General features: G+C 43.5%; 20 protein-coding genes and 2 pseudogenes. 5 read left to right on the forward strand and 17 right to left on the reverse strand.

All coding sequences use genetic code 11. The features are described 5' to 3' along the window. Window positions 1–76 precede the first annotated feature (76 nt). From ACTNC0_RS09150 to ACTNC0_RS09160, 3 genes and pseudogenes are all read right to left on the reverse strand, one after another. Window positions 77–2,713: a cation-translocating P-type ATPase gene (locus tag ACTNC0_RS09150; protein ID WP_441087126.1), complete on the reverse strand. Its 2,637-nt coding sequence runs from the start codon at window positions 2,711–2,713 to the stop codon at window positions 77–79. A 123-nt stretch (window positions 2,714–2,836) separates the two neighbouring features. Then, window positions 2,837–3,100, reverse strand: a pseudogene (locus ACTNC0_RS09155) (TerD family protein); the annotation flags it as partial. 80 nt (window positions 3,101–3,180) lie between these two features. Beyond that, window positions 3,181–3,618: a MarR family winged helix-turn-helix transcriptional regulator gene (locus tag ACTNC0_RS09160; RefSeq protein ID WP_441087127.1), complete on the reverse strand. Its 438-nt coding sequence runs from the start codon at window positions 3,616–3,618 to the stop codon at window positions 3,181–3,183. 192 nt (window positions 3,619–3,810) lie between these two features. Between ACTNC0_RS09160 and ACTNC0_RS09165 the strand changes: the two genes are divergently transcribed. After that, entirely contained in the window at window positions 3,811–5,376 is a 1,566-nt protein-coding gene (locus tag ACTNC0_RS09165; RefSeq protein WP_441087128.1) for a CapA family protein, read from the forward strand. A gap of 59 nt (window positions 5,377–5,435) precedes the next feature. Here ACTNC0_RS09165 and ACTNC0_RS09170 read toward each other — a convergent pair whose 3' ends face one another. The 5 genes from ACTNC0_RS09170 to metG all read right to left on the reverse strand — a co-directional run bounded on the left by ACTNC0_RS09170 (window position 5,436) and on the right by metG (window position 10,216). Beyond that, the gene (locus tag ACTNC0_RS09170; protein WP_441087129.1) at window positions 5,436–6,209 is read right to left on the reverse strand and encodes a TatD family hydrolase; all 774 of its coding nucleotides are present in this window, start codon (window positions 6,207–6,209) and stop codon (window positions 5,436–5,438) included. Window positions 6,210–6,337: 128 nt separating this feature from the next. Further along, on the reverse strand, window positions 6,338–6,769 hold the full coding sequence (locus ACTNC0_RS09175) for an MOSC domain-containing protein (protein ID WP_117675693.1): 432 nt from the start codon (window positions 6,767–6,769) through the stop codon (window positions 6,338–6,340). A gap of 82 nt (window positions 6,770–6,851) precedes the next feature. Further along, complete coding sequence (locus ACTNC0_RS09180; protein ID WP_441087130.1) at window positions 6,852–7,340, reverse strand: MogA/MoaB family molybdenum cofactor biosynthesis protein; 489 nt, start codon at window positions 7,338–7,340, stop codon at window positions 6,852–6,854. Window positions 7,341–7,479: 139 nt separating this feature from the next. Then, window positions 7,480–7,956, reverse strand: a complete 477-nt coding sequence (gene moaC / locus ACTNC0_RS09185; RefSeq protein WP_441087131.1) for a cyclic pyranopterin monophosphate synthase MoaC — start codon at window positions 7,954–7,956, stop codon at window positions 7,480–7,482. 277 nt (window positions 7,957–8,233) lie between these two features. Continuing rightward, on the reverse strand, window positions 8,234–10,216 hold the full coding sequence (metG, locus tag ACTNC0_RS09190) for a methionine--tRNA ligase (protein WP_441087139.1): 1,983 nt from the start codon (window positions 10,214–10,216) through the stop codon (window positions 8,234–8,236). A 1,004-nt stretch (window positions 10,217–11,220) separates the two neighbouring features. On the opposite strand from metG, the gene ACTNC0_RS09195 reads away from it, so the two are divergent. Beyond that, window positions 11,221–11,667 (forward strand): Fur family transcriptional regulator, encoded by a 447-nt coding sequence (locus ACTNC0_RS09195; RefSeq protein WP_117675701.1) that lies wholly within the window; start codon window positions 11,221–11,223, stop codon window positions 11,665–11,667. 174 nt (window positions 11,668–11,841) lie between these two features. Beyond that, window positions 11,842–12,387, forward strand: a complete 546-nt coding sequence (locus tag ACTNC0_RS09200; protein WP_008705373.1) for an NADH peroxidase — start codon at window positions 11,842–11,844, stop codon at window positions 12,385–12,387. Window positions 12,388–12,447: 60 nt separating this feature from the next. Here the strand turns inward: ACTNC0_RS09200 and ACTNC0_RS09205 are convergent. Further along, window positions 12,448–13,482, reverse strand: a pseudogene (locus tag ACTNC0_RS09205) (transposase). A gap of 358 nt (window positions 13,483–13,840) precedes the next feature. On the opposite strand from ACTNC0_RS09205, the gene ACTNC0_RS09210 reads away from it, so the two are divergent. Beyond that, window positions 13,841–14,014 carry a hypothetical protein gene (locus ACTNC0_RS09210; protein WP_277663816.1) on the forward strand — a complete coding sequence of 58 codons (174 nt, stop codon included), beginning with the start codon at window positions 13,841–13,843 and terminating at the stop codon, window positions 14,012–14,014. A 44-nt stretch (window positions 14,015–14,058) separates the two neighbouring features. Beyond that, a complete protein-coding gene (locus ACTNC0_RS09215) occupies window positions 14,059–15,606 on the forward strand; it encodes an ASKHA domain-containing protein (protein ID WP_180954769.1) in 1,548 nt (515 codons plus the stop codon). Between the two features lie 302 nt (window positions 15,607–15,908). Here ACTNC0_RS09215 and ACTNC0_RS09220 read toward each other — a convergent pair whose 3' ends face one another. The 8 genes from ACTNC0_RS09220 to ACTNC0_RS09255 all read right to left on the reverse strand — a co-directional run bounded on the left by ACTNC0_RS09220 (window position 15,909) and on the right by ACTNC0_RS09255 (window position 22,068). Then, window positions 15,909–16,337 carry a hypothetical protein gene (locus ACTNC0_RS09220; protein ID WP_242826253.1) on the reverse strand — a complete coding sequence of 143 codons (429 nt, stop codon included), beginning with the start codon at window positions 16,335–16,337 and terminating at the stop codon, window positions 15,909–15,911. A gap of 268 nt (window positions 16,338–16,605) precedes the next feature. Beyond that, window positions 16,606–17,601 (reverse strand): D-alanyl-D-alanine carboxypeptidase family protein, encoded by a 996-nt coding sequence (locus ACTNC0_RS09225; RefSeq protein WP_330656984.1) that lies wholly within the window; start codon window positions 17,599–17,601, stop codon window positions 16,606–16,608. A gap of 197 nt (window positions 17,602–17,798) precedes the next feature. Beyond that, entirely contained in the window at window positions 17,799–18,491 is a 693-nt protein-coding gene (gene rplA, locus ACTNC0_RS09230; RefSeq protein WP_008705377.1) for a 50S ribosomal protein L1, read from the reverse strand. Window positions 18,492–18,552: 61 nt separating this feature from the next. Then, window positions 18,553–18,978 carry a 50S ribosomal protein L11 gene (gene rplK, locus ACTNC0_RS09235; protein ID WP_008705378.1) on the reverse strand — a complete coding sequence of 142 codons (426 nt, stop codon included), beginning with the start codon at window positions 18,976–18,978 and terminating at the stop codon, window positions 18,553–18,555. Between the two features lie 70 nt (window positions 18,979–19,048). Further along, on the reverse strand, window positions 19,049–19,564 hold the full coding sequence (gene nusG, locus ACTNC0_RS09240) for a transcription termination/antitermination protein NusG (RefSeq protein ID WP_008705379.1): 516 nt from the start codon (window positions 19,562–19,564) through the stop codon (window positions 19,049–19,051). Between the two features lie 15 nt (window positions 19,565–19,579). Next, complete coding sequence (secE, locus tag ACTNC0_RS09245) at window positions 19,580–19,789, reverse strand: preprotein translocase subunit SecE (protein WP_117675709.1); 210 nt, start codon at window positions 19,787–19,789, stop codon at window positions 19,580–19,582. Between the two features lie 52 nt (window positions 19,790–19,841). Beyond that, a complete protein-coding gene (rpmG, locus tag ACTNC0_RS09250; RefSeq protein WP_025578252.1) occupies window positions 19,842–19,991 on the reverse strand; it encodes a 50S ribosomal protein L33 in 150 nt (49 codons plus the stop codon). Between the two features lie 196 nt (window positions 19,992–20,187). Continuing rightward, window positions 20,188–22,068 carry a sensor domain-containing diguanylate cyclase gene (locus tag ACTNC0_RS09255; protein ID WP_441087132.1) on the reverse strand — a complete coding sequence of 627 codons (1,881 nt, stop codon included), beginning with the start codon at window positions 22,066–22,068 and terminating at the stop codon, window positions 20,188–20,190. Between the last annotated feature and the right edge of the window lie 3 nt (window positions 22,069–22,071).

Raw genomic sequence — 22,071 nt, forward strand, 5'->3', positions numbered from 1 at the left:
TGTAAGTATGGATTACAGGCGCAACAAAGGCAGAGCTAATAACTTATAGCTCTGCCTTTGTTGTATTTTCTGATATTTACCTTGAAACAATCGCCTTTCTGATAAGGTCCACCGGTATGATCAGTATGGCAAGTGCCATGGATACCAATAAAGCCTTAGGCTCAAGCATGGTTGTGCTGAATACTTTTCCACCGATCTCAATGATGATCGTCTGAAGCACAAAAATCGCACCCATTACCAGTAAGAAGTTCTTATTCTCGCCAATGTGCTCAAACAGGTTAAACTTCTCTGATCTTGTATTCAGACTGTTAAAGATGATCGCATAGATGAAAAATGCAAACATAAATGTCTTCTCATAAAGCTCCGGATCTGCACAGGATGCCGGTGTTACAAAGCTCGTAATACCACCTATATTCTCAAGGATCAATATCGAACCCAGAGTAATAAAGATCGCACTCGTACCGATTGCAGACTTAATATAGGAAGTCAGGATATTATCAGTTCTCTTCGCCGGCTGCTCGTTCATGTATCGGTTCAGAATCGGCTCACCGCCAAATGCCATCGCTGCCAGTGTATCCATAATCAGGTTGATCCACAGAATCTGAACAATGGAGAACGGCTCTGTCCATCCAAGTATCGGAGCGATAATGTTCATTAACAGTGTACTGATATTTACCGTAAGCTGGAAAATAAGGAACTTGCCAACAGACTTAGCCATGGTTCTGCTGTTAAGCACGCAGTCCTTAATAGAAGTTAAACTGTTATTAAGAATAACAACATCTCCGGCTTCCTGCGCAACTGCTGTACCATCTCCCATTGCAAAACCAATATCTGCCTGTTTCAGTGCCGGCGCATCATTGACACCGTCACCGGTCATACCACAGACATTGTCAAGCTGCTGTGACATAGATACCAGTCTCTTCTTATCAAGTGGTTTCGCTCTGCTTACTACTTTCAGATTCGGAAGAACTTTCTTAAGTTCTTCATCAGACATCTTCTCTAACTGTTCATGAGTAAGAACAACGTCCTTCTTCTCATCCATAAGGATTCCTGCTTCTTTTGCAATCGCAACAGCAGTTTCTTCCGCATCACCGGTAACCATAACTACCTGGATTCCTGCATGATTAAGAATCTCAACAGTCTCGATAGCATCTGTTCTTACGTTGTCACGCAGACACAGAACAGCCATAAGAACTGTTTTCGCACCATCGATCTTTGCTACGGAGAGAAGCTTCATCGTTCTCTTCGCCTGTGCGTGCATCTGTTCTTTTACTTTATTCTTATCTGCTTCTGTGAACTCTTTTTCTTCTCCGTCAGGGAGCATATAGTGTGTTACTTTCTCAATGATATTCTCTGTAGCACCTTTCCAGTAGATAAGTCCACTCTTAAGTGTTACAGTTGCACATTTCTTCTCTGAATCAAATCCGCTGATGTCTTCTACTTTCTCAGGATCATTATCTGAATCATTATAGCCATGATTGAGTGCATAGGAAAGCAGGGCTCTGTCCATGTTGTTGCTGCCGATTGCTTTTCCTTCTGCTGAAACTTTCGCAAGGTTATTCAGGGTAATTGCTTCAATAAACTCTTTATTCTGAATAGAATCAATAATGTCGCCTTTACCTGTGATGAACTCAACCAGTGACAGATTTCCTTCTGTGATCGTTCCTGTTTTGTCACTGAACAGCACATTCATATAAGCAGAATCTGAGAATGCAGCTTTATGGCTGACAAGAATATTCTTCTTATACATAGATTCTGTATTCATCGACTGAACCAGACTGTTCATCATCGGAAGACCTTCCGGAACCGCCATGATAACGATAGATGCCATAAGCATAACGGCCTCTGCGATAACAAGAAGAACGGAAACAACGGTAATTGCTTCGTCAGCTCTTATAAGAGTAAGGACAACGTGTAAGATACCTGCGATTGCTGCCGCGGACACACCTAATTTACCGATTCCTGCTGCAACACCCTCCAGTTTAAGACTGGAAGTATCTTTTCTCTCTTCTTCCTCATTATTATCGGTCAACGCCTTATTGATCTTTCCTAATTCGGAGTTATCACCAATAACCGTTGCAACCATATACCCTTCACCGGAAGTTACTACAGAACCCATGAAAACTTTTCCTGCTGAGGAATAATCAGTGGACTCTGCATCAGCCATATCTGACACTGCTGCCTTGTTCTCATCTCTTGACTCACCATTTAAGGCAGCCTGGGAAACCTTGATTTTTCCTTCAAAAATCAGACCGTCAGCCGGAACTTTATCTCCTGCCTGTACAAGAATCGTATCGCCTTTGACGATCTCACTTGTAAGGATGTTGACAAGCTTTCCGTTTCTCATAACTTTGGCATAGGTCTTACTGTACTCTTCCTGAAGTGCTTCACTTCTGGAAGTATTTCTGTACTCTGATAAGGTACTGAATCCGGTAGCAAGTGCGATCGCGATCACAATACTTATGATCTCTACAGCATCATTTTCGCCAGACAATGCCGTGACAAAGATTCCCAGAACTGCCAGAATTACCTTAAGTGCCAGTGCCGCACACAGAACCTTGATCCAGATATCGTCAAATGCACCGATAAACATCGACCAAAGTGACTCTGTTTCCTTCTTGGCAAGTTCGTTCGTGCCATATTTCGCTTTACTTTCGTTAACCTGCGAATCGGATAATCCGCACATTAACTGTTCTTTGTTCATATCACTCATAAACCTGAATGACCTCCTGCTATTTAGTCTTGTATAAATCCTGTCCTATCAAATGTTTACAAAAGAGGAACTATACTATGGTTTCTCTTATTATGAGCAAATGCTCTCTTCAGATACATAATGTTATGCAAATCTCTGGCAGAGTTCTCCAAGCCCAGGATCTTTCGTGCCATTTCCTATCGCATTGAATTTCCATTCACCATTATATCTATATATTTCCCCAAAAATCATCGCAGTCATTCCTGAATAATTCTCTGTTAAATTATATTTGCACATTTCTTTATTGTTTCTGGCATCGACCAGGCGGATAAACGCATTCTCAATCATTCCGAAATGCTGCTTTCTCTTCACTGCCTGATAAATATTTACAACAATAACAATCTTATCATTCAAACATCATACAGATACTCTTTAACTGCAAGAACACTCTCAATGTTAATATTCACGCAAAAAATTATAGAATTTTTCTATTCGTATGACTTGAAAAACGTCTCCAGCTTCGTAAGTGCCGTAGTCAGCGCTTCTGTCTCCTCAACATTCAGTCCTTTCAATACAGCCAGAACCATCTTCTCGTGGAAATCCTTATGGTGATGATAAGCCCTCTCTCCCAGCTTAGTCAGCGAGATCAGCACCACTCTTCTGTCCTCTTCACTTCGCCTACGCTGGATATATCCCTTCTTCACAAGGTTGTTTACTGCAATTGTCAAAGTACCGACCGTCACATTCAACAATCTGGCTACTGTTGACATATTTTTCTGTTCCCGGATACCCAACGCATCAATAATGTGCATATCATTGACTGAGATATTCTTATATTCTCCAGTGATCAACGCTCTCTCTTCCAGGTCCAGAATCTCATTAAATAAATTGACCAGCACATCATTGATCGCTTCATAATGGTTCATCCGGCTACCTCCCTCTTCTTAATTGCTTCTATTATACACTAAAATACTTTGCCTCACAAAGCATTTTTAGATGTTTTCAAAGAAATTCCCGCAGGCTTCTTTCTTTGGACTCTGAAATTTGATATAATAAAGCGATAAGACATCAGGACAAAATTTATTTTGCCTATTCTAAGATCTTAAAGGAAAAACTTTATGAAAAAAAATAATATACCTCTTAATTTCCGGGAGAAAATCAACTCCCGCATCAGCCTTCTGTGCTCGATCGTGGTTATGGTCCTGCTCGTTCTGGTGATCCATCAGCTCGATTATACCCTGATACGCAAACCTCAGAAGGAAGCCGCCGAAGCGGCATCACTCAAAGAAGAACAGGAAAAAATAGCAGCAGAAACACCGGAGATCTCCACTGCAAGTGTAATCGCAGTCGGTGACAATCTCTATCACAGCAAATTATATGAATCTGGTGAGTATGATTCCGGAACATGGAATTACGACCATATTTATACGCACATTCTGGATCAGGTCCAGGCTGCCGATGTCGCTATGATCGACCAGGAAACTGTTTTTGCACCCAGCCATGATGCAGTCAGTACCTACCCGTCATTTGCCACACCCGAAGAGGTTGGTGACGCCATTATCAAAGCCGGATTTAATGTTGTAGAATCTGCTACCAACCACGCAGATGATTATGGCTATGATTACCTGAAAAACACTCTGGATTTCTGGAGCACCAACTATCCAGATATTCCTGTACTTGGAATCCACTCCACTCAGGAAGACGCAGATACCGTAAAAGTAAAAGAAGTCAATGGAATCAAGATTGCTTTCCTTGACTATACATATGGCACCAATAATTCCGGTGTCGGCGACGGTTACGAATACATGCTTGATATCTTTGACAAAGACAAGATCACCACAATGATCCAGAAGGCCAAAGAAGTCAGCGACTGCATTATCTTCGTCGCCCACTGGGGAACAGAAGACGAAACCATGCCAAATGAATATGAGAAACAATGGGCTGCTTTCCTGATGCAACAAGGTGTTGATGTTATTATCGGCGGACATCCACATGTACTTCAGCCTTATGGACAGCTTTCTGATGACCAGGGACATACCACTACTGTATTCTATTCTCTGGGAAACTTTGTTTCCACTCAGCAGGAACTCCCGGAACTTCTGGAAGGAATGGCAAGCTTTACAATTCAGAAATCCACTTTAAACGGAAAGTCCACCATCCAGATTCTCTCTCCTACAGTGAAGCCTATGGTCATGCACTATAACCATGATTCTGGAGAATACGGACCATATATGCTGGATGATTATACGGAAGAACTCGCAGCTTCACACAGTGTCCGCAATCTGATTGGCGATGAATTTACACTCGAGAACCTGAAAGCCAAATTCAAAGAGATCATGTCCATGAATGTAAAGCCGTCCACTAACACCAATCTGCTGAATGTCAAATTTGACTGGGAAGGCAACATGATCGATAAGACTACCGGAAATGTAGTGGAAGATACAGAATCTATTCACTCCTGGGAATACCTGGCAGACACTGCAGGTGGTTCTGATAGTTCGGATAGCTCAGATACCTCTGACACCACAGATAATTCTGACGGTTCAGATAGCTCAGACAGTTACAGCGACACCAGCTATGACAACAGCGATGACAGTAGTTATGACACTGGCAGTTATGATAGCAGCTACGACAGTAGTTATAACGATGGCAGCTATGATAGCAGCTACGATGAAAGCTATTGATTATTTATATGTAAAAAGGACTGTGCTCTGCATAGTCCTTTTTACATATCATGCTATTTTTATAAACCTAACAGCTTCTCCGCATTCTGTCTGGTCACTTCAATAACCTCTTCTGCCGTAATCCCTTTCAACTCTGCGATTGCCTGTGCCACATAAGGCAGATTCAGAGAAGAATTTCTCTTCCCTCTGTTCGGCTTCGGAGCCAGGTACGGGCTGTCCGTTTCCAGCACAAGCTGAGACAGCGGCGCATACTGAACAGTCTCCTTGATTTTCTTCGCATTCTGAAAAGTAACCACCCCGCCAATTCCCAGATACAGTCCCATCTTCAGATACTCAGCCGCAATTTCCCTGCTATAGGAAAAGCAATGAATAATACCGCCATACATACCGCCCTGCATATACTCTCTGATAATATTAAGAGTATCCTCCGCAGCATCCCTGCTGTGAATCATAAACGGCATTTTTTCTTCTCTCGCAATATCAAGCTGGACACGAAACATCTTCTGCTGAATCTCATGCTCTTCTTTGTCCTTATGCCAGTAATAGTCCAGACCAATCTCACCGATTGCCACCATCTTATCCATACAAGAAAGTCTGCGGATCTCATCCAGAGTTTCCTGCGTCATCTTATCCGCATCATCCGGATGAACTCCCACAGCTCCATATATAAAAGGATATTTCTCCATCAGCTCCACTGTATCGTGTAAACCGTCTATAGATGCACAGACATTAACTATCTTCTCAATCCCGCCATCATGCATAGATGCAAGAAGCGCCTCTCTGTCTGCGTCAAAAGCCTCGTCGTCGTAATGTGCATGTGTATCAATAATCATTTTCTTCGTTCTCCTCGTATGGTCGCCATGTATCCGCTAACTTATATCCCTTGTGAAACATCAGAGAAATTACTGACAGCGACTTTATAAATATTGCTGATTATTATCCGGTTAAACAGATATTATCTTTAATCCAGTATTGTAAGCTCATCCCCTGGATGAATCACACCGCCATGCAGAACTCTTGTAAAAACTCCCTGCTTTGGCATAATGCACTCACCCATTTTCTTAAAAATCGCACATCCGCTATGACATTCCTTGCCGATCTGCGTCAGCTCCAGAACCACATCATTGCATCCAAATTTTGTACCGATCGGAAGTGTCGCAAAATCAATCCCCTGAACCACCAGGTTCTCTCCAAATGCTCCATCCTCCACTTCAGCGCCACGCGCGCGGAAATCTTCAATCTTGTCAAAAGAAAGCAGGCTTACCTGGCGATGCCATTTTCCTGCATGCGCATCACCCTCAATGCCCCAATCCTCAACGACCTTTATTTCCGGAACACTCTTCTTCTGTGTTCCCTTCGCCTCACTTGTACAGACCGCAATTACTTTTCCCATAAGATTATCCCTTTTACCTTCCTGATTTTATTCGTCACCGTTTATTTATAGAAATCCCATAAAATGATGCCATTAATCCAACTCATCTTGCGCAGTTTCCAGTCTCACCTGTCATAATCTCGATCCCATGTCCCAGTGCATCAATAATATACTCCAGACTCTCTTTCACCGCCTTAGGACTTCCCGGCAGATTAATGATCAGCGTTTTTTTACGAATTCCTGCTGTCGCGCGGCTGAGCATTGCTCGCTTGGTGATCGTCATACTGTACGCACGCATTGCTTCCGGAATCCCCGGCACACGTCTGTCAATAATATCCTCTGTCGCTTCCGGTGTAATATCTCTCGGGGAAAAACCAGTTCCACCCGTAGTCAGGATCAACTCTGCGGCACCACTATCCGCAATCTCTGCCATTCTTTCTGATAACATCTTTCTGTCATCCGGCAAAATATCCGCAGATACAACCTCATATCCATTCTTCTCCACGATCTCCCGAATCGCCGGACCGCTTAAATCCTCACGCTCCCCACGATATCCGGTATCGCTGGATGTAATAATCGCTACTCTTTTCATCTTGTAAAAACCTCCGCAATTTTTATTTATATCCATTATACACCCTTATTCCGATTTGCCCAACAGATATTTCAATCGGATATTCGCAATCCGCTTTCGCTACGTGGCTCTAAACCGAATGACTGCTCTGCAGTTTCGGTTAAAAATAGAAATCCCCACTCTTACCGCCAGTTTTCTCGACCAGATGGATATTTGACATTACCATATGCTTATCAATTGCTTTACACATATCATAAATCGTCAAAAGCGTCACCTGAACACCAGTCAACGCTTCCATCTCCACACCAGTCTTTCCCTCAGTCTTAACTGTACAGAATGCGCGGATAATTCCATTCGCCTCGTCCAGTTCATAATCCACCGAACACTTCTGAATTGGAAGCGGATGGCACATCGGAATCAGTTCAGAAGTCCTCTTAACTCCCATGATCCCGGCTACTCGCGCCACACCAAGCACATCCCCCTTCTTCACGGAACCATCCTTCACCGCCGCCATAATAGCCTCTCCTACATGAATCTCACCTGTAGCAACCGCCGTTCTATACGTAACATTCTTCCCGGAAACATCCACCATAACTGCGTTTCCGTTCTCATCAAAATGATTAAAACCCTGTGACATAATTTATCCCCTTTACATTGTTATTTTCATTTTCAGACAAAAAACGAGGCTTTTATTACACGAAATCATGCAATAAAAGCCTCGCCCATTCATCACGATACGGATGGAGTCTTTACCCATCGAGATTGACAACATCATGAACATGCACGTGCCAGCTACTCCCCTTTATCTAATACTAATATAGCTTTTGGGGACGCATTTGTCAAGTTCATTTTTCGGAAATATTCACAGAATTTAATCTGTTTTTTCAGTAAATTTGTCACTGTTCACTTTGTAATCAGCAGATCTCAGCACCTGCCGGCATTTCTTTTTCCGGTACCATCAGGGAAAGGTTTCCGTCTGCATCTTCTGCGCAGAGAATCATTCCTTCACTGAGTACTCCGGCAAGTTTGGCTGGTTTCAGGTTTGTGACTACCATAACTCTCTTGCCTACCATTTCTTCTGCACTGTAGTGTGCTTTGATTCCGGATACGATCTGGCGTACCTGGCTTCCAATCTGTACCTGTGAGCAGAGAAGTTTCTTGGATTTCTTTACTTCCTCGCAGGAGATGATCTTACCAACCTGGAACTGGAGCTTGCCGAAATCTTCAAATGTGATTTCTGGTTTTGCCTCGATGTCAATCACATCCTCCTTCTCTTCTTTTGCAGGCTCTTCAGCTTTTGGTGGATGAAGCTCTGCTACTTTTGCCATTACTTCTTTAAGGTCAAGACGTGCGAAAAGGATCTCCGGTTTCTCAGTTACTTTATTTCCTGATGGATAGAGACCGAATGTCTTGAGGTCTTCTAAGCTTCTGTCCTGAGCATTTAACTGGGCAAGAATTCTCTCTGTTGTTTCCGGCATAAAGGATTTCAGCAGGGTTGCGCCGATGCAGATTCCCTCAACCAGGTTGTAGAGAACTGTTGCAAGACGGTCTTTCTTTTCTTCATCTTTTGCAAGTGCCCATGGCATTGTTTCATCGATATATTTGTTGCAGCGTTTGAAGATGGTGAATACTTCTGTCATTGCGTCTGCCACGCGAAGTTTGTCCATTTTTTCGTTTACTTTTTCCGGTACGGAGAGGATGAAGTTCTTGAGATCATCATCTACAGGCTCTGTTACGCCTTTGTTCTCTACTACGCCGCCAAAGTATTTGTTAGACATGGAGATTGTACGGTTTACAAGGTTTCCGAGAGTATTTGCAAGCTCGGAGTTGAGGCGTTCTACCATCAGTTCCCATGTGATGACACCATCGTTCTCGAATGGCATTTCATGGAGTACGAAGTAACGTACCGCGTCTACGCCGAAGAAATCTACCAGTTCGTCTGCGTAGATTACGTTTCCTTTGGATTTACTCATTTTGCCATCACCCTGAAGGAGCCATGGATGTCCAAATACCTGTTTCGGAAGTGGCAGATCCAGTGACATCAGGAAGATTGGCCAGTAAATTGTATGGAAACGGATGATGTCTTTACCAATGAGGTGAAGGTCTGCCGGCCAGAGTTTGTTGAACTGTTCTGTACTTTCTCCATCGCAGTCGTAACCGATTCCTGTGATGTAGTTTGTGAGGGCATCAAGCCATACATATACTACGTGTTTCGGATCGAAGTCTACCGGAATTCCCCATTTGAAAGATGTTCTGGATACGCAGAGATCCTGAAGTCCCGGAAGAAGGAAGTTGTTCATCATTTCGTTCTTACGTGATTCCGGCTGGATGAAATCCGGGTGTGTGTTGATGTAGTCGATCAGTTTGTCAGCGTATTTGCTCATTTTGAAGAAGTATGCTTCTTCTTTGGCAGGTACGCATGGACGTCCGCAGTCAGGACATTTGCCGTCTACAAGCTGGGATTCTGTGAAGAAAGATTCGCATGGTGTGCAGTACATTCCTTCGTAGTATCCTTTGTAGATGTCGCCTTTTGCGTACATTTTTTTGAAGATTTTTTTGACCTGTTTTTCGTGGTCTTCGTCAGTGGTTCTGATGAATTTGTCGTAGGATGTGTTCATCAGATCCCAGATTCTCTTAATCTCGCCGGATACGTTGTCTACAAATTCTTTCGGGGTGATACCGGCTTCTTCGGCTTTTAATTCGATTTTCTGGCCGTGTTCGTCAGTTCCGGTCTGGAAGAATACGTCATAGCCTTGCTGACGTTTGTAGCGGGCGATGGCGTCGGCTAATACAACTTCATAAGTGTTGCCGATGTGCGGTTTGCCTGATGTGTAAGCAATCGCGGTGGTAATGTAGTATTTCTGTTTTTCCATAGTTTGTTGTCTCCTTTTTTTAATGTGGACGTTTCGGAAATAAAAAACGTCTCCCCAGAGTTATCTGAGAAGACGAGTGTTTGCCCGTGTTACCACTTCTGTTCGTTTCCTGCTCGCGCGGGGAAACCTTGGGAGGTACGTGTAATACCTCTACGCTGTAACAGGCGTGCCTGTCGCTGCCTAAAGTCCATGACTCTCAGCAGTGCCTCTCGGAAGCCATCTTCGATCTGCTCCTTGCATATCCCTCTCAGCCTTCAGGACTTACTATCGTCGTCCATGGGGATTTCTCTGTAATACGGTCTGCAGATGTACTCTCTTCTTCAATGAGTTTGTATTATTTCGTAACAGCAGCTCAATCTATAATCGAGGAATGCTGTTGGTTATAGGAAATAATTATTTCCTGTTATAGGGAAAATATAGCACATTTCTAAAGGTTTGTAAACCCACTGAAGTGTGCTGTCGATGGTTTTATTATATTTCGTTACTGTTCACTCCGTTCTCAGTAACGTAGCCAAAATTCATTCCAGATTGCCTGCGGCAATGGAATTTTGGCTTGTATGTCTCGGGATTTTGGCATATTCATGCCAAAACACCTCGCGGGATAGTGATGTGTGAACAGTAACTATATTTCTGATGTTTTATCAAGAAGCTCTTTTACACCTTTGAACGCCGCATCTATTTTTCTTTCTTCCAAATGATAATTTAAAACATAACGAGTTCTCGCCTCCCATAACGAGAACATTACGAAAATTCGATCGGATATTCGCAATCCGCTTCCGCTACGTGGCTCTACACCGAATAACTGCTTCGCAGTTTATCAGGAGGGGCTTGTACCCCTCCTGATACAAGCAAGTCCCCACCCACTGCTTATTGCTCTTCGCAATTGAAGCAGGGGACTTACTTGATTCGGTTAAATACAAATTTTTATCTTGACAAATATAGTCTATTATTGTATAGTAACAATATCAGTAATGATTATCGTTATTAAACATATTTATTTACTGAAACTCAGAGAAGGGAGGAATACCATGGCGACACTGAAATATAGCCGTCAGAGGGAATCAATTAAGGAATTTCTCCGGAACAGAACAGATCATCCTACGGCAGATGTGGTATATGAGAATATGAAGCTCATTTATCCGAATATCAGTCTCGGTACGGTATATCGCAACTTATCTCTGCTTGCTGATCTGGGAGAAATCAAGAAGCTTTCCTCATTTGCCGGTGCGGATCATTTTGATGGACGGACCGAGAGGCATTGTCACTTTATGTGTACCAGATGTGAGCGGATCATGGATCTGGAGAGTGAGGGGATTCATCACATTATGGAGCTTGCGGGTGAGAACTTCGGCGGAAAGATTACCGATTACAGCGCTAGATTTTTCGGACTGTGTGAGGACTGCCTGAGAGAAACAGCCGGAACTCCTGTAAAGGCTGACGATGCTGCTAATGATAAAAAGCAGCAAAAAAGTTAAAATAAAACTTGATTTTTTATATCAAGTATGATACTCTAAGGTCACAGCAAAGCAGTAACAATTACTATTATCAAAAACAGATAATAGTACAGAACAAACAAACTGATGTCATTAAGAATAAATTTTAACTGACATCCAAATAATAAATCATTAAGAAAAAAGGAGATTTTAATTATGACAAAATGGGTATGTAGTGTATGTGGTTATGTTTATGAAGGTGAGAAAGCTCCGGAAGCCTGTCCTGTATGTAAGGCACCGGCTGATAAATTCGTAAAGCAGGATGGCGAAATGTCATGGGCTGCTGAACACGTTGTAGGTGTTGCTCAGGGATCCAGTGAAGACATCATGGCTGATTTAAGAGCAAACTTCCAGGGTGAATGCTCTGAAGTTGGTATGTATCTTGCAATGGCAAGAGTTGCTCACAGAGAAGGATATCCGGAAATCGGTTTATACTATGAAAAAGCAGCTTATGAAGAAGCAGAACATGCTGCTAAATTCGCTGAATTATTAGGTGAAGTTGTAACAGACAGCACAAAGAAAAACCTTCAGATGCGTGTAGAAGCCGAGAACGGTGCTACAGCTGGTAAAACAGACCTTGCTAAACGTGCAAAAGCTGCTAACCTTGACGCTATCCATGATACAGTTCATGAAATGGCAAGAGATGAAGCAAGACATGGAAAAGCATTCGCTGGTCTTCTTAAGAGATATTTCGGAGAATAATTCTATCGGAAAATCGCATAAAATAAACCTTTTAAAGGGAGAACCTCAATGGTTCTCCCTTCAGACTGTAGACAAAGTTGGTGCTGGAGATAATCTCCAGCACCACTTTTTTTTAAAAATGTCTTTTCCTTTAATAACCGCTCAATATTATGGATAGTCGATATTCTTTCTTCCCTTTTGTCCAGTATCCTGGCCAGTTTTTTCAGGTTCATACATGCAAAAGTAAGCCCCGCTTTCATTTCCATCCGGGCTCTCCCTATGTATTGTGTATAACGAAATCCATGTTGTTCCTTGGCTGTTCCGAAAATCCTCTCGATTGTTTCCTTTCTTAGGTCATATATCTGTTTAGTGCCAAGTGTATGCCTGATATCCTCCGCTTTCTCCATATATTCTTCCCACACATGGCGGGTAACCACTTTTATGTGTTCTTTACTTTCCGTACATCTATGAAGATTGGGGCAACTGGCACATATTTCTCCGCAGCTTACGTATTCCCTATACCCCTCTCTGTTTGTCGTTTGATAGGATAATATATGGTTTTCCGGACATATGTAGCAGTCATAGTACTCATCATATGCATACTCATATTTTCGGAAAAACCCTTCCTTTGTCATTGGCCTCTTGTATGGGAACAGAGGCTCGATACCATCTTCTAACAATTCATGGGCGATTGCTGGTGTACGGTAACCGGCATCTGCAATGATCATAGCCGGTGAATAGATCTTTATCTTGTCATAAAGTGTTTTGAATGTCCGGCTGTCATGTTCATTCCCCGGATGAATGCTGTATCCCAGGGTCCAGCATGTCTAATCCGAGGAACCATCTGTAAGCAACGTTTACTTCTATCTCTTTGATGGTCTGCCTCATACTTTTGATTCCATAAAGATATTGAATGAAGGGAATCTTAATCAGCATGACAGGGTCCATACTGGGCCTTCCGTTATCAGGGCAGTATTTTTCTTCTACAAGCTCATATATAAAAGTCCAGTCAATGGCTTTATCAATTAAACGCAGCATATGGTTTTGGGGAACCATATCATCCATACAGAGCATTATCATCTGTTCCCTTTTTTTATCTGAATTTTTTGTCATCATAAAAAACACCGCCCTTCTGATATTTGTATTATACCAGAAAAACGGTCGTAAACATAGAAAAGCCCGGCTTTCGCCGGGACTTTGTCTACAGTCTGAAACATCGCTGTCATGGCAGCGATGTTTTTCTTTTTCCTTAGATCATTTCCGACGTAGTATTGGTGCATTTAACCAACCACGTATCCCCTGCTCCATATGATTGGGTTTTCTCACAAATCCGCTTCCTACTTCTCATTTTCTCCTTAAAAAGCGACGATCTTTATTATTCCGCATAAAAGGGAGGATATTGACCAGTGATGATTTAAGGAATATAATAATTCCGTGATAGAACAAAATCCCCAACAATCATGGAAGAAGTACGATGAAAAAGGAAACCATTGGTGGCATGCTCAAAGACTTGAAAAATGGAAAAATTGTTCAATGCCCAGAATGTAAAGAAGGAAAGAATGTTCCTGTAAAAGAGAATGATATCCATTTCAAATGCAAATTATTGATTAAGAGACCAGCTATCGATAATGGCCGGTGGTATTTCTGATAACCTGCCAAAACGGCGCATCGATTAACATAGGAGGCATGAAAATGAAATGTTTCAGTGAAAAAGTATATCTTGAGATCACTCCTCCCACGGAAGAAGATACGAAAAGTGACCAGCATAGGATCTGTCAGACGTTGTCCGACGTTGGATATAAGAATGCCAAAATCCCTCTTCACATATTGCAAAAGCTTTACCCCCTGTGCAGAGAATGTGATTATCACATCACAGTAACGCTGGTATACAGGGAAAAGGACTGGATCGTGACCGATGTGGAGGCCGGAGACACACGGCAGATGCACTATGGACTTGCTGTGGACTACGGTTCCACCACTATTGTCATGCAGCTGGTCGACTTAAATACCGGGGCTGTCGTTGCACAGGTACGCGGCACCAACGGGCAGCGCACCTACGGAACCGATATTCTCACTCGCATCACGTATACCATGGAGGATTCCGGACATGCAGATGACCTTCAGAAAGTCACGGTTGAAACCTTTCAGTCTCTGATCGGACAGCTGGCTTCGCAGACCGACATCAAAGTCCGCAGCTGTCCGATCATGATCGTCTCCGGCAACACGACCATGATTCATTTTCTGCTAAAGCTGAATGCATGGACCGTATTTTCCTCTCCCTTCGCGCCGGTCACTACAGAGCCCGGATGGTTATGGGGAAGCGAACTGGGACTTGATTTTTCCGGAATGCTCTACATCATCCCCTCTGCCTCCAATTATGTGGGGGGAGATATTGTAAGCGGACTTCTGAATCTGGATATCCGCCAAAGTGAAGACACCCTCCTGTTCTTCGACATCGGTACCAACGGAGAACTCGTTATCGGCAACCGCGAATGGATGTTAGCCGGCGCTGGTGCCGCAGGTCCGGCTCTGGAAGGCTATATCAGCCGTTTCGGTATGCAGGCCGGGAAGGGTGCCATAGATACAGTGACGATCCACGGCAAAGACCTGACCTTTACCACGATCGACGGAAGCCGCCCGGTGGGCATCTGCGGTTCCGGCATTATCGATCTACTGGCCCAAATGAGACTTCATGGATGGATCAATATTGCGGGCACATTGAATCCAGATGTCACTCCGCGGATCATATATCTGGAGGAGGAACAGGAGTATGCCGCCGTCTATGCCACTGCCGAAGAGTCCGGGAGCGGAGAACCACTGTATTTCTCACAGACGGATATTAAACAATATTTGGATACCAAAGCCGCTGCCTACACCATGATGGACTGTCTGCTTGAGTCAGCAGGATGTCTGGAGACAGATATTTCCCATTTTTATCTGTCTGGTGCTTTTAGTGCTCATTCTAATCTGGAATCCGCCATCACGATCGGCATCTTTCCGGATCAGCCCCGTGAGAAATACACCTGTATCTCCAACGCCTCTCTGGACGGTGCCCGTATTCTGCTGCTTGACCGCACCAGAATGGACGATATTCAATATTTTACAGAAAATCTTTACTGCGTACAATTTGCATCCATTCCGGATTTTCTGATTCGCATGCAGGCAGCAAAATTCATCCCGCATACGGACATAAAGCGCTACCCGACGGTGGAAGCATCCTGTCGGAATCTCTCTTCCTGATTATAGCGATGGATACTCAGAATCAGTCATGCAAGCTCATGGAAGTGACCGGTGTCAGGCGCGGATTGACAGATAGATGCGCTGCAAAGCACCTGAATCAGGAAACCAGACCGCAGCCTGTGTCCAGAATCATACCGAGCTGACTTTTCTGACAGAAAGAAATCCAAAAAATCTTTGCGTTCAGAAAAGGCCAGGAGAACTGCTTCTTGGAATCTTTGCCAAAATAGACTTTGTCTACAGTCTGAAGGGAGAACCTCAATGGTTCTCCCTTTTTATCCGTTCGTATTTTCATCATTGGAAGCTTAACTGGATTTCGCCTGAAGTCTGGCAACCTGATCTGTCAGAGCATTCATCTTAACCTCATTAATCATAATCCTGTTCATCCAGGTAGCCGACACATCCATCTTATTGATAAGATTCAGATGATTCTCTGCAAGGATTGAAATATTCCTATCCGTTATGTTCTCCAAATGCAGTCTGATATCTGCAAAGTTATTTCTGGTCTCTTCTTCAAAACACTTCTGACGCTCTTCCATTCGGTTCATCTGGCTTTCGAATTTATCCATTTGGTTTTCGAATCCATCCATTCGACTTTCGAATTTATCCATTCGACTTTCGAATCCATCCATTCGACTTTCGAATTTATCCATTCGACTTTCGAATTTATCCATTCGCGTTCCAAGTCCTCTGACCTCCGTCAAAACGGCTTCCAGTATTTGTCTGTCCGTCACCAATTCCACCTCCTCCGTAGCCCGTATCGTTCTTTTGCATGTGATTGATTATATCATATCTATAAAAATATGTCTATAAAAAATCCATAAACATACGATGCAAAATAATCTGACAGTTACTGTTCACTCCGTTCTCAGTAACATAGCCAAAATTCATTCCAGATTACCTGCGGCAATGGAATTTTGGCTTGTATGTCTCGGGATTTTGGCATATTCATGTCAAAACACCTCGCGGGATAGTGGTGTGTGAACAGTAACATCTGACATTCTATTTGTTATTATTATTCATCTTCGCCTCAATCGCCGCACCAACCCTGTTATAAACAGTCACAGCATCCTGAATATGCGGAATCGTATTTCCATCTGCTCCGGAAGCACCTGCGGAAACAAAGATATATTCCCTGCCCTCAATCTCCGCAAAACTCACCAGACAGTGTCCTGCCTCACTGGTATAGCCGGTCTTTCCGCCGAGGATTTTTCCACCTGTGACTGTCGGATCAGACAGATTTTTAAACATTGTACTGTAGTAAGTAATTCCATCCGGGTGGATATTTGTAACTCCGGTAGAATGTCTGGAGGTCTCCACAATCTCACGAAACGTATCATTCTTAATGCAATACTTCATCAAAACAGCAATATCCTTAACCGTACTGTAATGATCCGGGTTATGCAGTCCTGTAGAGTCACAGAAATGGGTATTCTCCATTCCAAGCTTCCTTGCTTTCTTATTCATCAGCTCCGCAAAATCCGCCTCTGAACCACTGATTGTATCTGCCAGCGCAATACAGCACTCTGCCCCCGAAGGCAACATCGCACCATAGAGAAGATCAATCACCCGAACCTCTTCCCCCGGCTGAAAACCTGCCTGTGTAGCATCCTGCTCATATAATCCGGTGAACATCTCATTCGTCAGAGTAATTTTCTCATCCAGATCATCAAAATTCTCAATCCCCAGTATCACAGTCATAATCTTCGTCATAGAAGCCGGATAAATCTGAGCCTCCCCGTTAATCTCACCCAGAATCTTACCTCCCCTGGCCTGCATCAGGATCGCATTCGGACTGTTGATACCACTGATATCCACTTCCTTCAGAACCGGCTGCTCAAACTGCTCAAACCACTCCTTCACGCCCTTATTCCATCCGATCATGATAACCAGCGCACAGATAATGATCACCTCAACAAACACACAAGCCACAATCCTGCCCCGATATCTCCATGCATAACTTCTTCCACCGCTCTTTTTCCGTCTCCTGCCAGCCACAATAACGCCTCCTGTCTGCCTCTATAACATTACTCAGAAAAAATATATCTAACAAATCTCTAATTCATCCCCCTACTATAACACACCCTTACCAAATCCTGTAATCTTCCATTCCTGTGCGTCCCCATACCCGCCAACCTCAAAATGCAAAAAGACTCTCAGAGAAATCTCCGAGAGTCTTAAATTGCTAAAATCTATTATGCTAATTTCATCGGGTTGATCTTCACACCAGGTCCCATTGTCGGAGCAATAACAACGCTCTTTAAATACTGACCTTTCAGTGTGCTTGGTCTAGCCTTAACGATAGCATCGATCAGCGTCTGGAAGTTGTCGCTTAACTGTTCTTCTGTAAAGGATGCTTTACCAACCGGAACATGAATGATGTTGGTTTTATCAAGACGGTACTCAATCTTACCTGCTTTGATATCGTGAACTGCTTTAGTAACGTCCATTGTTACTGTACCAGCTTTCGGGTTTGGCATTAAACCTTTCGGTCCAAGTACACGACCAAGACGACCTACAACACCCATCATATCTGGAGTTGCAACAACAACGTCAAAGTCTAACCATCCTTCGTTCTGGATCTTCGGAATTAAATCCTCAGCTCCAACGAATTCAGCACCTGCTGCTTTTGCTTCTTCAGCTTTAGCATCTTTAGCGAATACTAAAACACGAACTTTTTTACCAGTACCGTGTGGCAGAACTACTGCACCACGGATCTGCTGATCTGCATGACGTCCATCGCAGCCTGTACGGATATGAACTTCGATAGTTTCGTCAAATTTAGCAACTGCAGCTTTTTTAACTAAGCTGATAGCTTCTGCGGTATCATATAATGTAGCGCGGTCTACTGCTTTGGCAGCTTCCACGTATTTCTTTCCTCGTTTCATTTCTATAACCTCCTGTGGTATTTGCGGGGAACGCCCTCCCACTTACTATTTAATATTAAAATTAATCAACTACTTCGATTCCCATACTTCTTGCAGTACCAGCGATCATGCTCATAGCTGCTTCAAGGGATGCTGCATTTAAGTCTTTCATCTTAAGTTCAGCGATTTCCTGAACCTGAGCTTTAGTAACCTTAGCAACTTTTGTCTTGTTCGGTACGCCGGAACCGGATTTAATCTTAGCAGCTTTCTTAAGAAGAACTGCAGCCGGCGGAGTTTTGGTTATGAAGCTGAAACTTCTGTCTGCATAAACAGTGATAACTACAGGAATGATTAAGTCTCCCTGATCTGCTGTTCTTGCATTGAACTCTTTTGTGAACTGAACGATATTTACACCGTGCTGTCCAAGAGCCGGACCTACAGGTGGTGCTGGAGTTGCTTTACCAGCCGGAATCTGTAATTTGATATATCCTGTTACTTTCTTTGCCATTTTTCGGCACCTCCTATGTGGTATTGGCGGGGGTTTATGGTCCCTCCCACGATATTGTTACCTTTGCTTGTTACATCTGTTTGATTTCTGCGAAACTAATTTCTACCGGCGTTTCGCGGCCGAAAAGTTCAACATTGATCGTTGCTGTCTGTTTCTGCACATTAAGGGCAGTGATAACACCAACGGTATCTTTCCAGGCACCGCCTGTGACAACAACTGTATCACCCTCTGCGAAATCGACCTGAATTTCCTCTTTCTTGATACCAAGAGGAAGCATCTCTTCCTCGGTCAACGGTACCGGCTTGGACCCTGGTCCAACGAAGCCTGTCACACCTCTGGTGTTACGGACAACATACCATGTATCGTCATTCATAACCATGTTGAGAAGTACATAGCCAGGAAACATTTTCTTCTGAACCTGTTTCAGAGCCCCGTTTTTCAGCTCAGCCACTTCCTGCAGCGGAACACGAACTTCAAGGATCTGGTCTTCCAGGTGTCTGTTTTCGATGGTTTTTTCAATATCGACTTTTACTTTGTTCTCATACCCGGAATAAGTATGAACAACATACCATTTCGCTTCTGACATACAATCACCTTATCCTTATTTCATTAAAAGATTAATGCCTTCGAGAATAAATGAATCCATAACGCTGATCAGTACGCAGAGAACAATTGATACGCAAACTACTACGATAGTCTGCTTGATCAGTTCATTGCGATCTGTCCAGACAATTTTTTTGAATTCTGACTGAAGTCCCTGAAACCAACTCTTCTTCTGGCTTTTGCCAGCAGATTTTTCATTTCCTTGCATAGCCTGACCTCACAATTCTCTGTGAGTAACTGTTTCGTCCAGTTACCTTGGATTACTTTGTTTCCTTATGCAGAGTGTGTTTGCGGCAGAACTTACAATATTTCTGAGTTTCCATTCTCTCAGGATGGTTCTTTTTCTCCTTAGTCATATTGTAGTTACGCTGCTTGCACTCGGTACATGCTAATGTAATCTTAACGCGCACAACTTCCACCTCCAGTGTTTTCATTTGCATGGTCATTTCCTCATGCCTGACGATGTATCCGTCATCTTTTTCGGGCATAAAAAAAAGACCTAACTTCCATGTCGCTTGTCAAGTTTATCACACATGACATGCTTAAGTCAAGTCTTTTCTTATATTTATGCTTATATTTCATCGCATATTTTTTACAGGAACTTCCCTAATCTGCCTTTACCCGGTCGGCTCTGTCTGAAATATGATAGGAACCCTTGAAGGTACGTTTCACCTGATACAGACATCCGTCTGCCTCCTCATACAGGTCCTGGAAAGTGATATCTCTTCCATCTGAGAAAACAATCCCCATAGATGCGGAGATCATTACCTCCAGGTTTTCTTTCACATAATCAATATGCAGCTTCGCAGAAAGTACACGCAGACTCTCCTCCGCCGCTTCCCTGGTCATATCCGGCAGAAATACTACAAACTCATCACCGCCCAGACGACAGACGATGTCCTGAGCTCTGCAATGCTTCTTCATGATCAGGACAACCTCGCAGAGAGCCCTGTCTCCCCACATATGTCCCATGACATCATTGAGCGTTTTGAAATTATCCAGATCCACAATAACAAAAGTATTTACACATCCCGGATGAAGTTCCTGCACAAGCATCCGGTTGATGGCAGATGTGCCCGCCGCCCTGTTCATGGCACCCGTCAGAAGATCCGTCCTTGCCTCCTTCTGAAGCTTGAGCATATCATTCTCCATATCCGTAACATCCTCGACACTGCCGACCATACGGGACACTTTTCCCGATTCATCGTACAGATTCGTAGTCTTGACCTGCAGATACCGCACACGTCCTCCTGCCCTCACTTTCACCTTCTGTGAGTGCAAAGCTTCAGCAGAATCTGTCCTGGCGAATATATCCCTGATCACAGAACAGGTTTCCGGATTGATCTCCCTGATTTTCCGAAGCAGAACCGGTACGCTGAGTTCCGACTGATCCAGTCCCAGATTCTGATACTTATCATTCAGAAACTGTATCTGCTCTGTTTCCACATCATAAGTAAAAACACACAGATCACTTTCCCTTGCTGTGATGCGGTAAGTTTCCTCATTCAACGTAAGCTGGCGGTTCAGATTGCGGATAGCGATTCTGTCCTCACGCCGGAAATACAGATAAACTCCAGTAACTGCTATAAGACTCAGGATGATCACCAGAGTAATCACAAATACCCATATCCGATATCTGAGTCCTGCCTGATAAATATACCTGTTATCAGCCATTGTTACCGCAAACAGCTTCGTACCGTCCACAGGTGCCGCAGCCACCATATAATCTCCATCTTCACCTGAAATTGCAAAGTAATATAGGAATCCGCTGTCCATCCGGAACTTAATATCGGAAATCGGCATACTCAGTTCACGCCCCTCCAGCCAGGTCAGGAAATCATTACCAAAAGTATCATTGCCGCCATCAGGCACAATATATTTTCCATGATTATCTATCACAAAAAGCCCTGCATATCCTTTTCTACGGTCTGCCTTTCCATATACGTCCAGACTGCTGCACGGAAGCGTCCCACAGAGCACTCCCTTAATCTGCTGTGCCTCATTTTTGACAGGTACTGACAATATCACTCCATCCGCGTAGGGATATCCATTTTCTGCCAGACCCCTGTTACCTAACATAGCCATCAGGAAGTATTCTTTCAGGGAATAAGCCTGTCCGTCCTGCACGCAGCGGCCATCCTCACTGATAATCTTCAGCGAATCAAACTTCTCTGTGTGACGGTGAAATTTCTCCCTCAGCATCTCCTCTGTCTGTACTTCATCTAAAGGCATATCACTGATATAATCTGCCGCACACTCCAGAAGATCATAGTACATATCAATCCGGCTTCCGACAAGTGCTGCATTCTGCTCTGTCCATTCCAGAAGAGAATCTCTGGCTCTGGAATTCTCTGTTTTCATCACAAAACTGTTAAAATAAAATAAGACAGCTGTGATGATAATCACTGCGATCAGTCCTGCCATAAACAGAATCCGCTTTCGCTTCTTTTTATCATCTGTGCCGTTCTTATCATCAAATCTTTTCATACG

It is taken from the genome of Blautia sp. HCP3S3_B11, from assembly GCF_052064435.1.
Classification (GTDB): domain Bacteria; phylum Bacillota; class Clostridia; order Lachnospirales; family Lachnospiraceae; genus Blautia_A.

Excerpts from the sequence above, each read along its gene's own strand:
- ACTNC0_RS09195 (WP_117675701.1), top strand. The coding sequence starts at position 11,221 with ATGGCGACACTGAAATATAGCCGTCAGAGGGAATCAATTAAGGAATTT.
- rplK (WP_008705378.1), bottom strand. The coding sequence starts at position 18,978 with ATGGCAAAGAAAGTAACAGGATATATCAAATTACAGATTCCGGCTGGT.
- moaC (WP_441087131.1), bottom strand. The coding sequence starts at position 7,956 with ATGTCACAGGGTTTTAATCATTTTGATGAGAACGGAAACGCAGTTATG.
- ACTNC0_RS09150 (WP_441087126.1), bottom strand. The coding sequence starts at position 2,713 with ATGAGTGATATGAACAAAGAACAGTTAATGTGCGGATTATCCGATTCG.
- ACTNC0_RS09210 (WP_277663816.1), top strand. The coding sequence starts at position 13,841 with ATGAAAAAGGAAACCATTGGTGGCATGCTCAAAGACTTGAAAAATGGA.
- ACTNC0_RS09170 (WP_441087129.1), bottom strand. The coding sequence starts at position 6,209 with ATGATTATTGATACACATGCACATTACGACGACGAGGCTTTTGACGCA.
- ACTNC0_RS09255 (WP_441087132.1), bottom strand. The coding sequence starts at position 22,068 with ATGAAAAGATTTGATGATAAGAACGGCACAGATGATAAAAAGAAGCGA.
- rplA (WP_008705377.1), bottom strand. The coding sequence starts at position 18,491 with ATGAAACGAGGAAAGAAATACGTGGAAGCTGCCAAAGCAGTAGACCGC.
- ACTNC0_RS09200 (WP_008705373.1), top strand. The coding sequence starts at position 11,842 with ATGACAAAATGGGTATGTAGTGTATGTGGTTATGTTTATGAAGGTGAG.
- nusG (WP_008705379.1), bottom strand. The coding sequence starts at position 19,564 with ATGTCAGAAGCGAAATGGTATGTTGTTCATACTTATTCCGGGTATGAG.
- ACTNC0_RS09175 (WP_117675693.1), bottom strand. The coding sequence starts at position 6,769 with ATGGGAAAAGTAATTGCGGTCTGTACAAGTGAGGCGAAGGGAACACAG.
- ACTNC0_RS09180 (WP_441087130.1), bottom strand. The coding sequence starts at position 7,340 with ATGAAAAGAGTAGCGATTATTACATCCAGCGATACCGGATATCGTGGG.
- ACTNC0_RS09165 (WP_441087128.1), top strand. The coding sequence starts at position 3,811 with ATGAAAAAAAATAATATACCTCTTAATTTCCGGGAGAAAATCAACTCC.
- ACTNC0_RS09160 (WP_441087127.1), bottom strand. The coding sequence starts at position 3,618 with ATGAACCATTATGAAGCGATCAATGATGTGCTGGTCAATTTATTTAAT.
- secE (WP_117675709.1), bottom strand. The coding sequence starts at position 19,789 with ATGCAAGGAAATGAAAAATCTGCTGGCAAAAGCCAGAAGAAGAGTTGG.
- ACTNC0_RS09215 (WP_180954769.1), top strand. The coding sequence starts at position 14,059 with ATGAAATGTTTCAGTGAAAAAGTATATCTTGAGATCACTCCTCCCACG.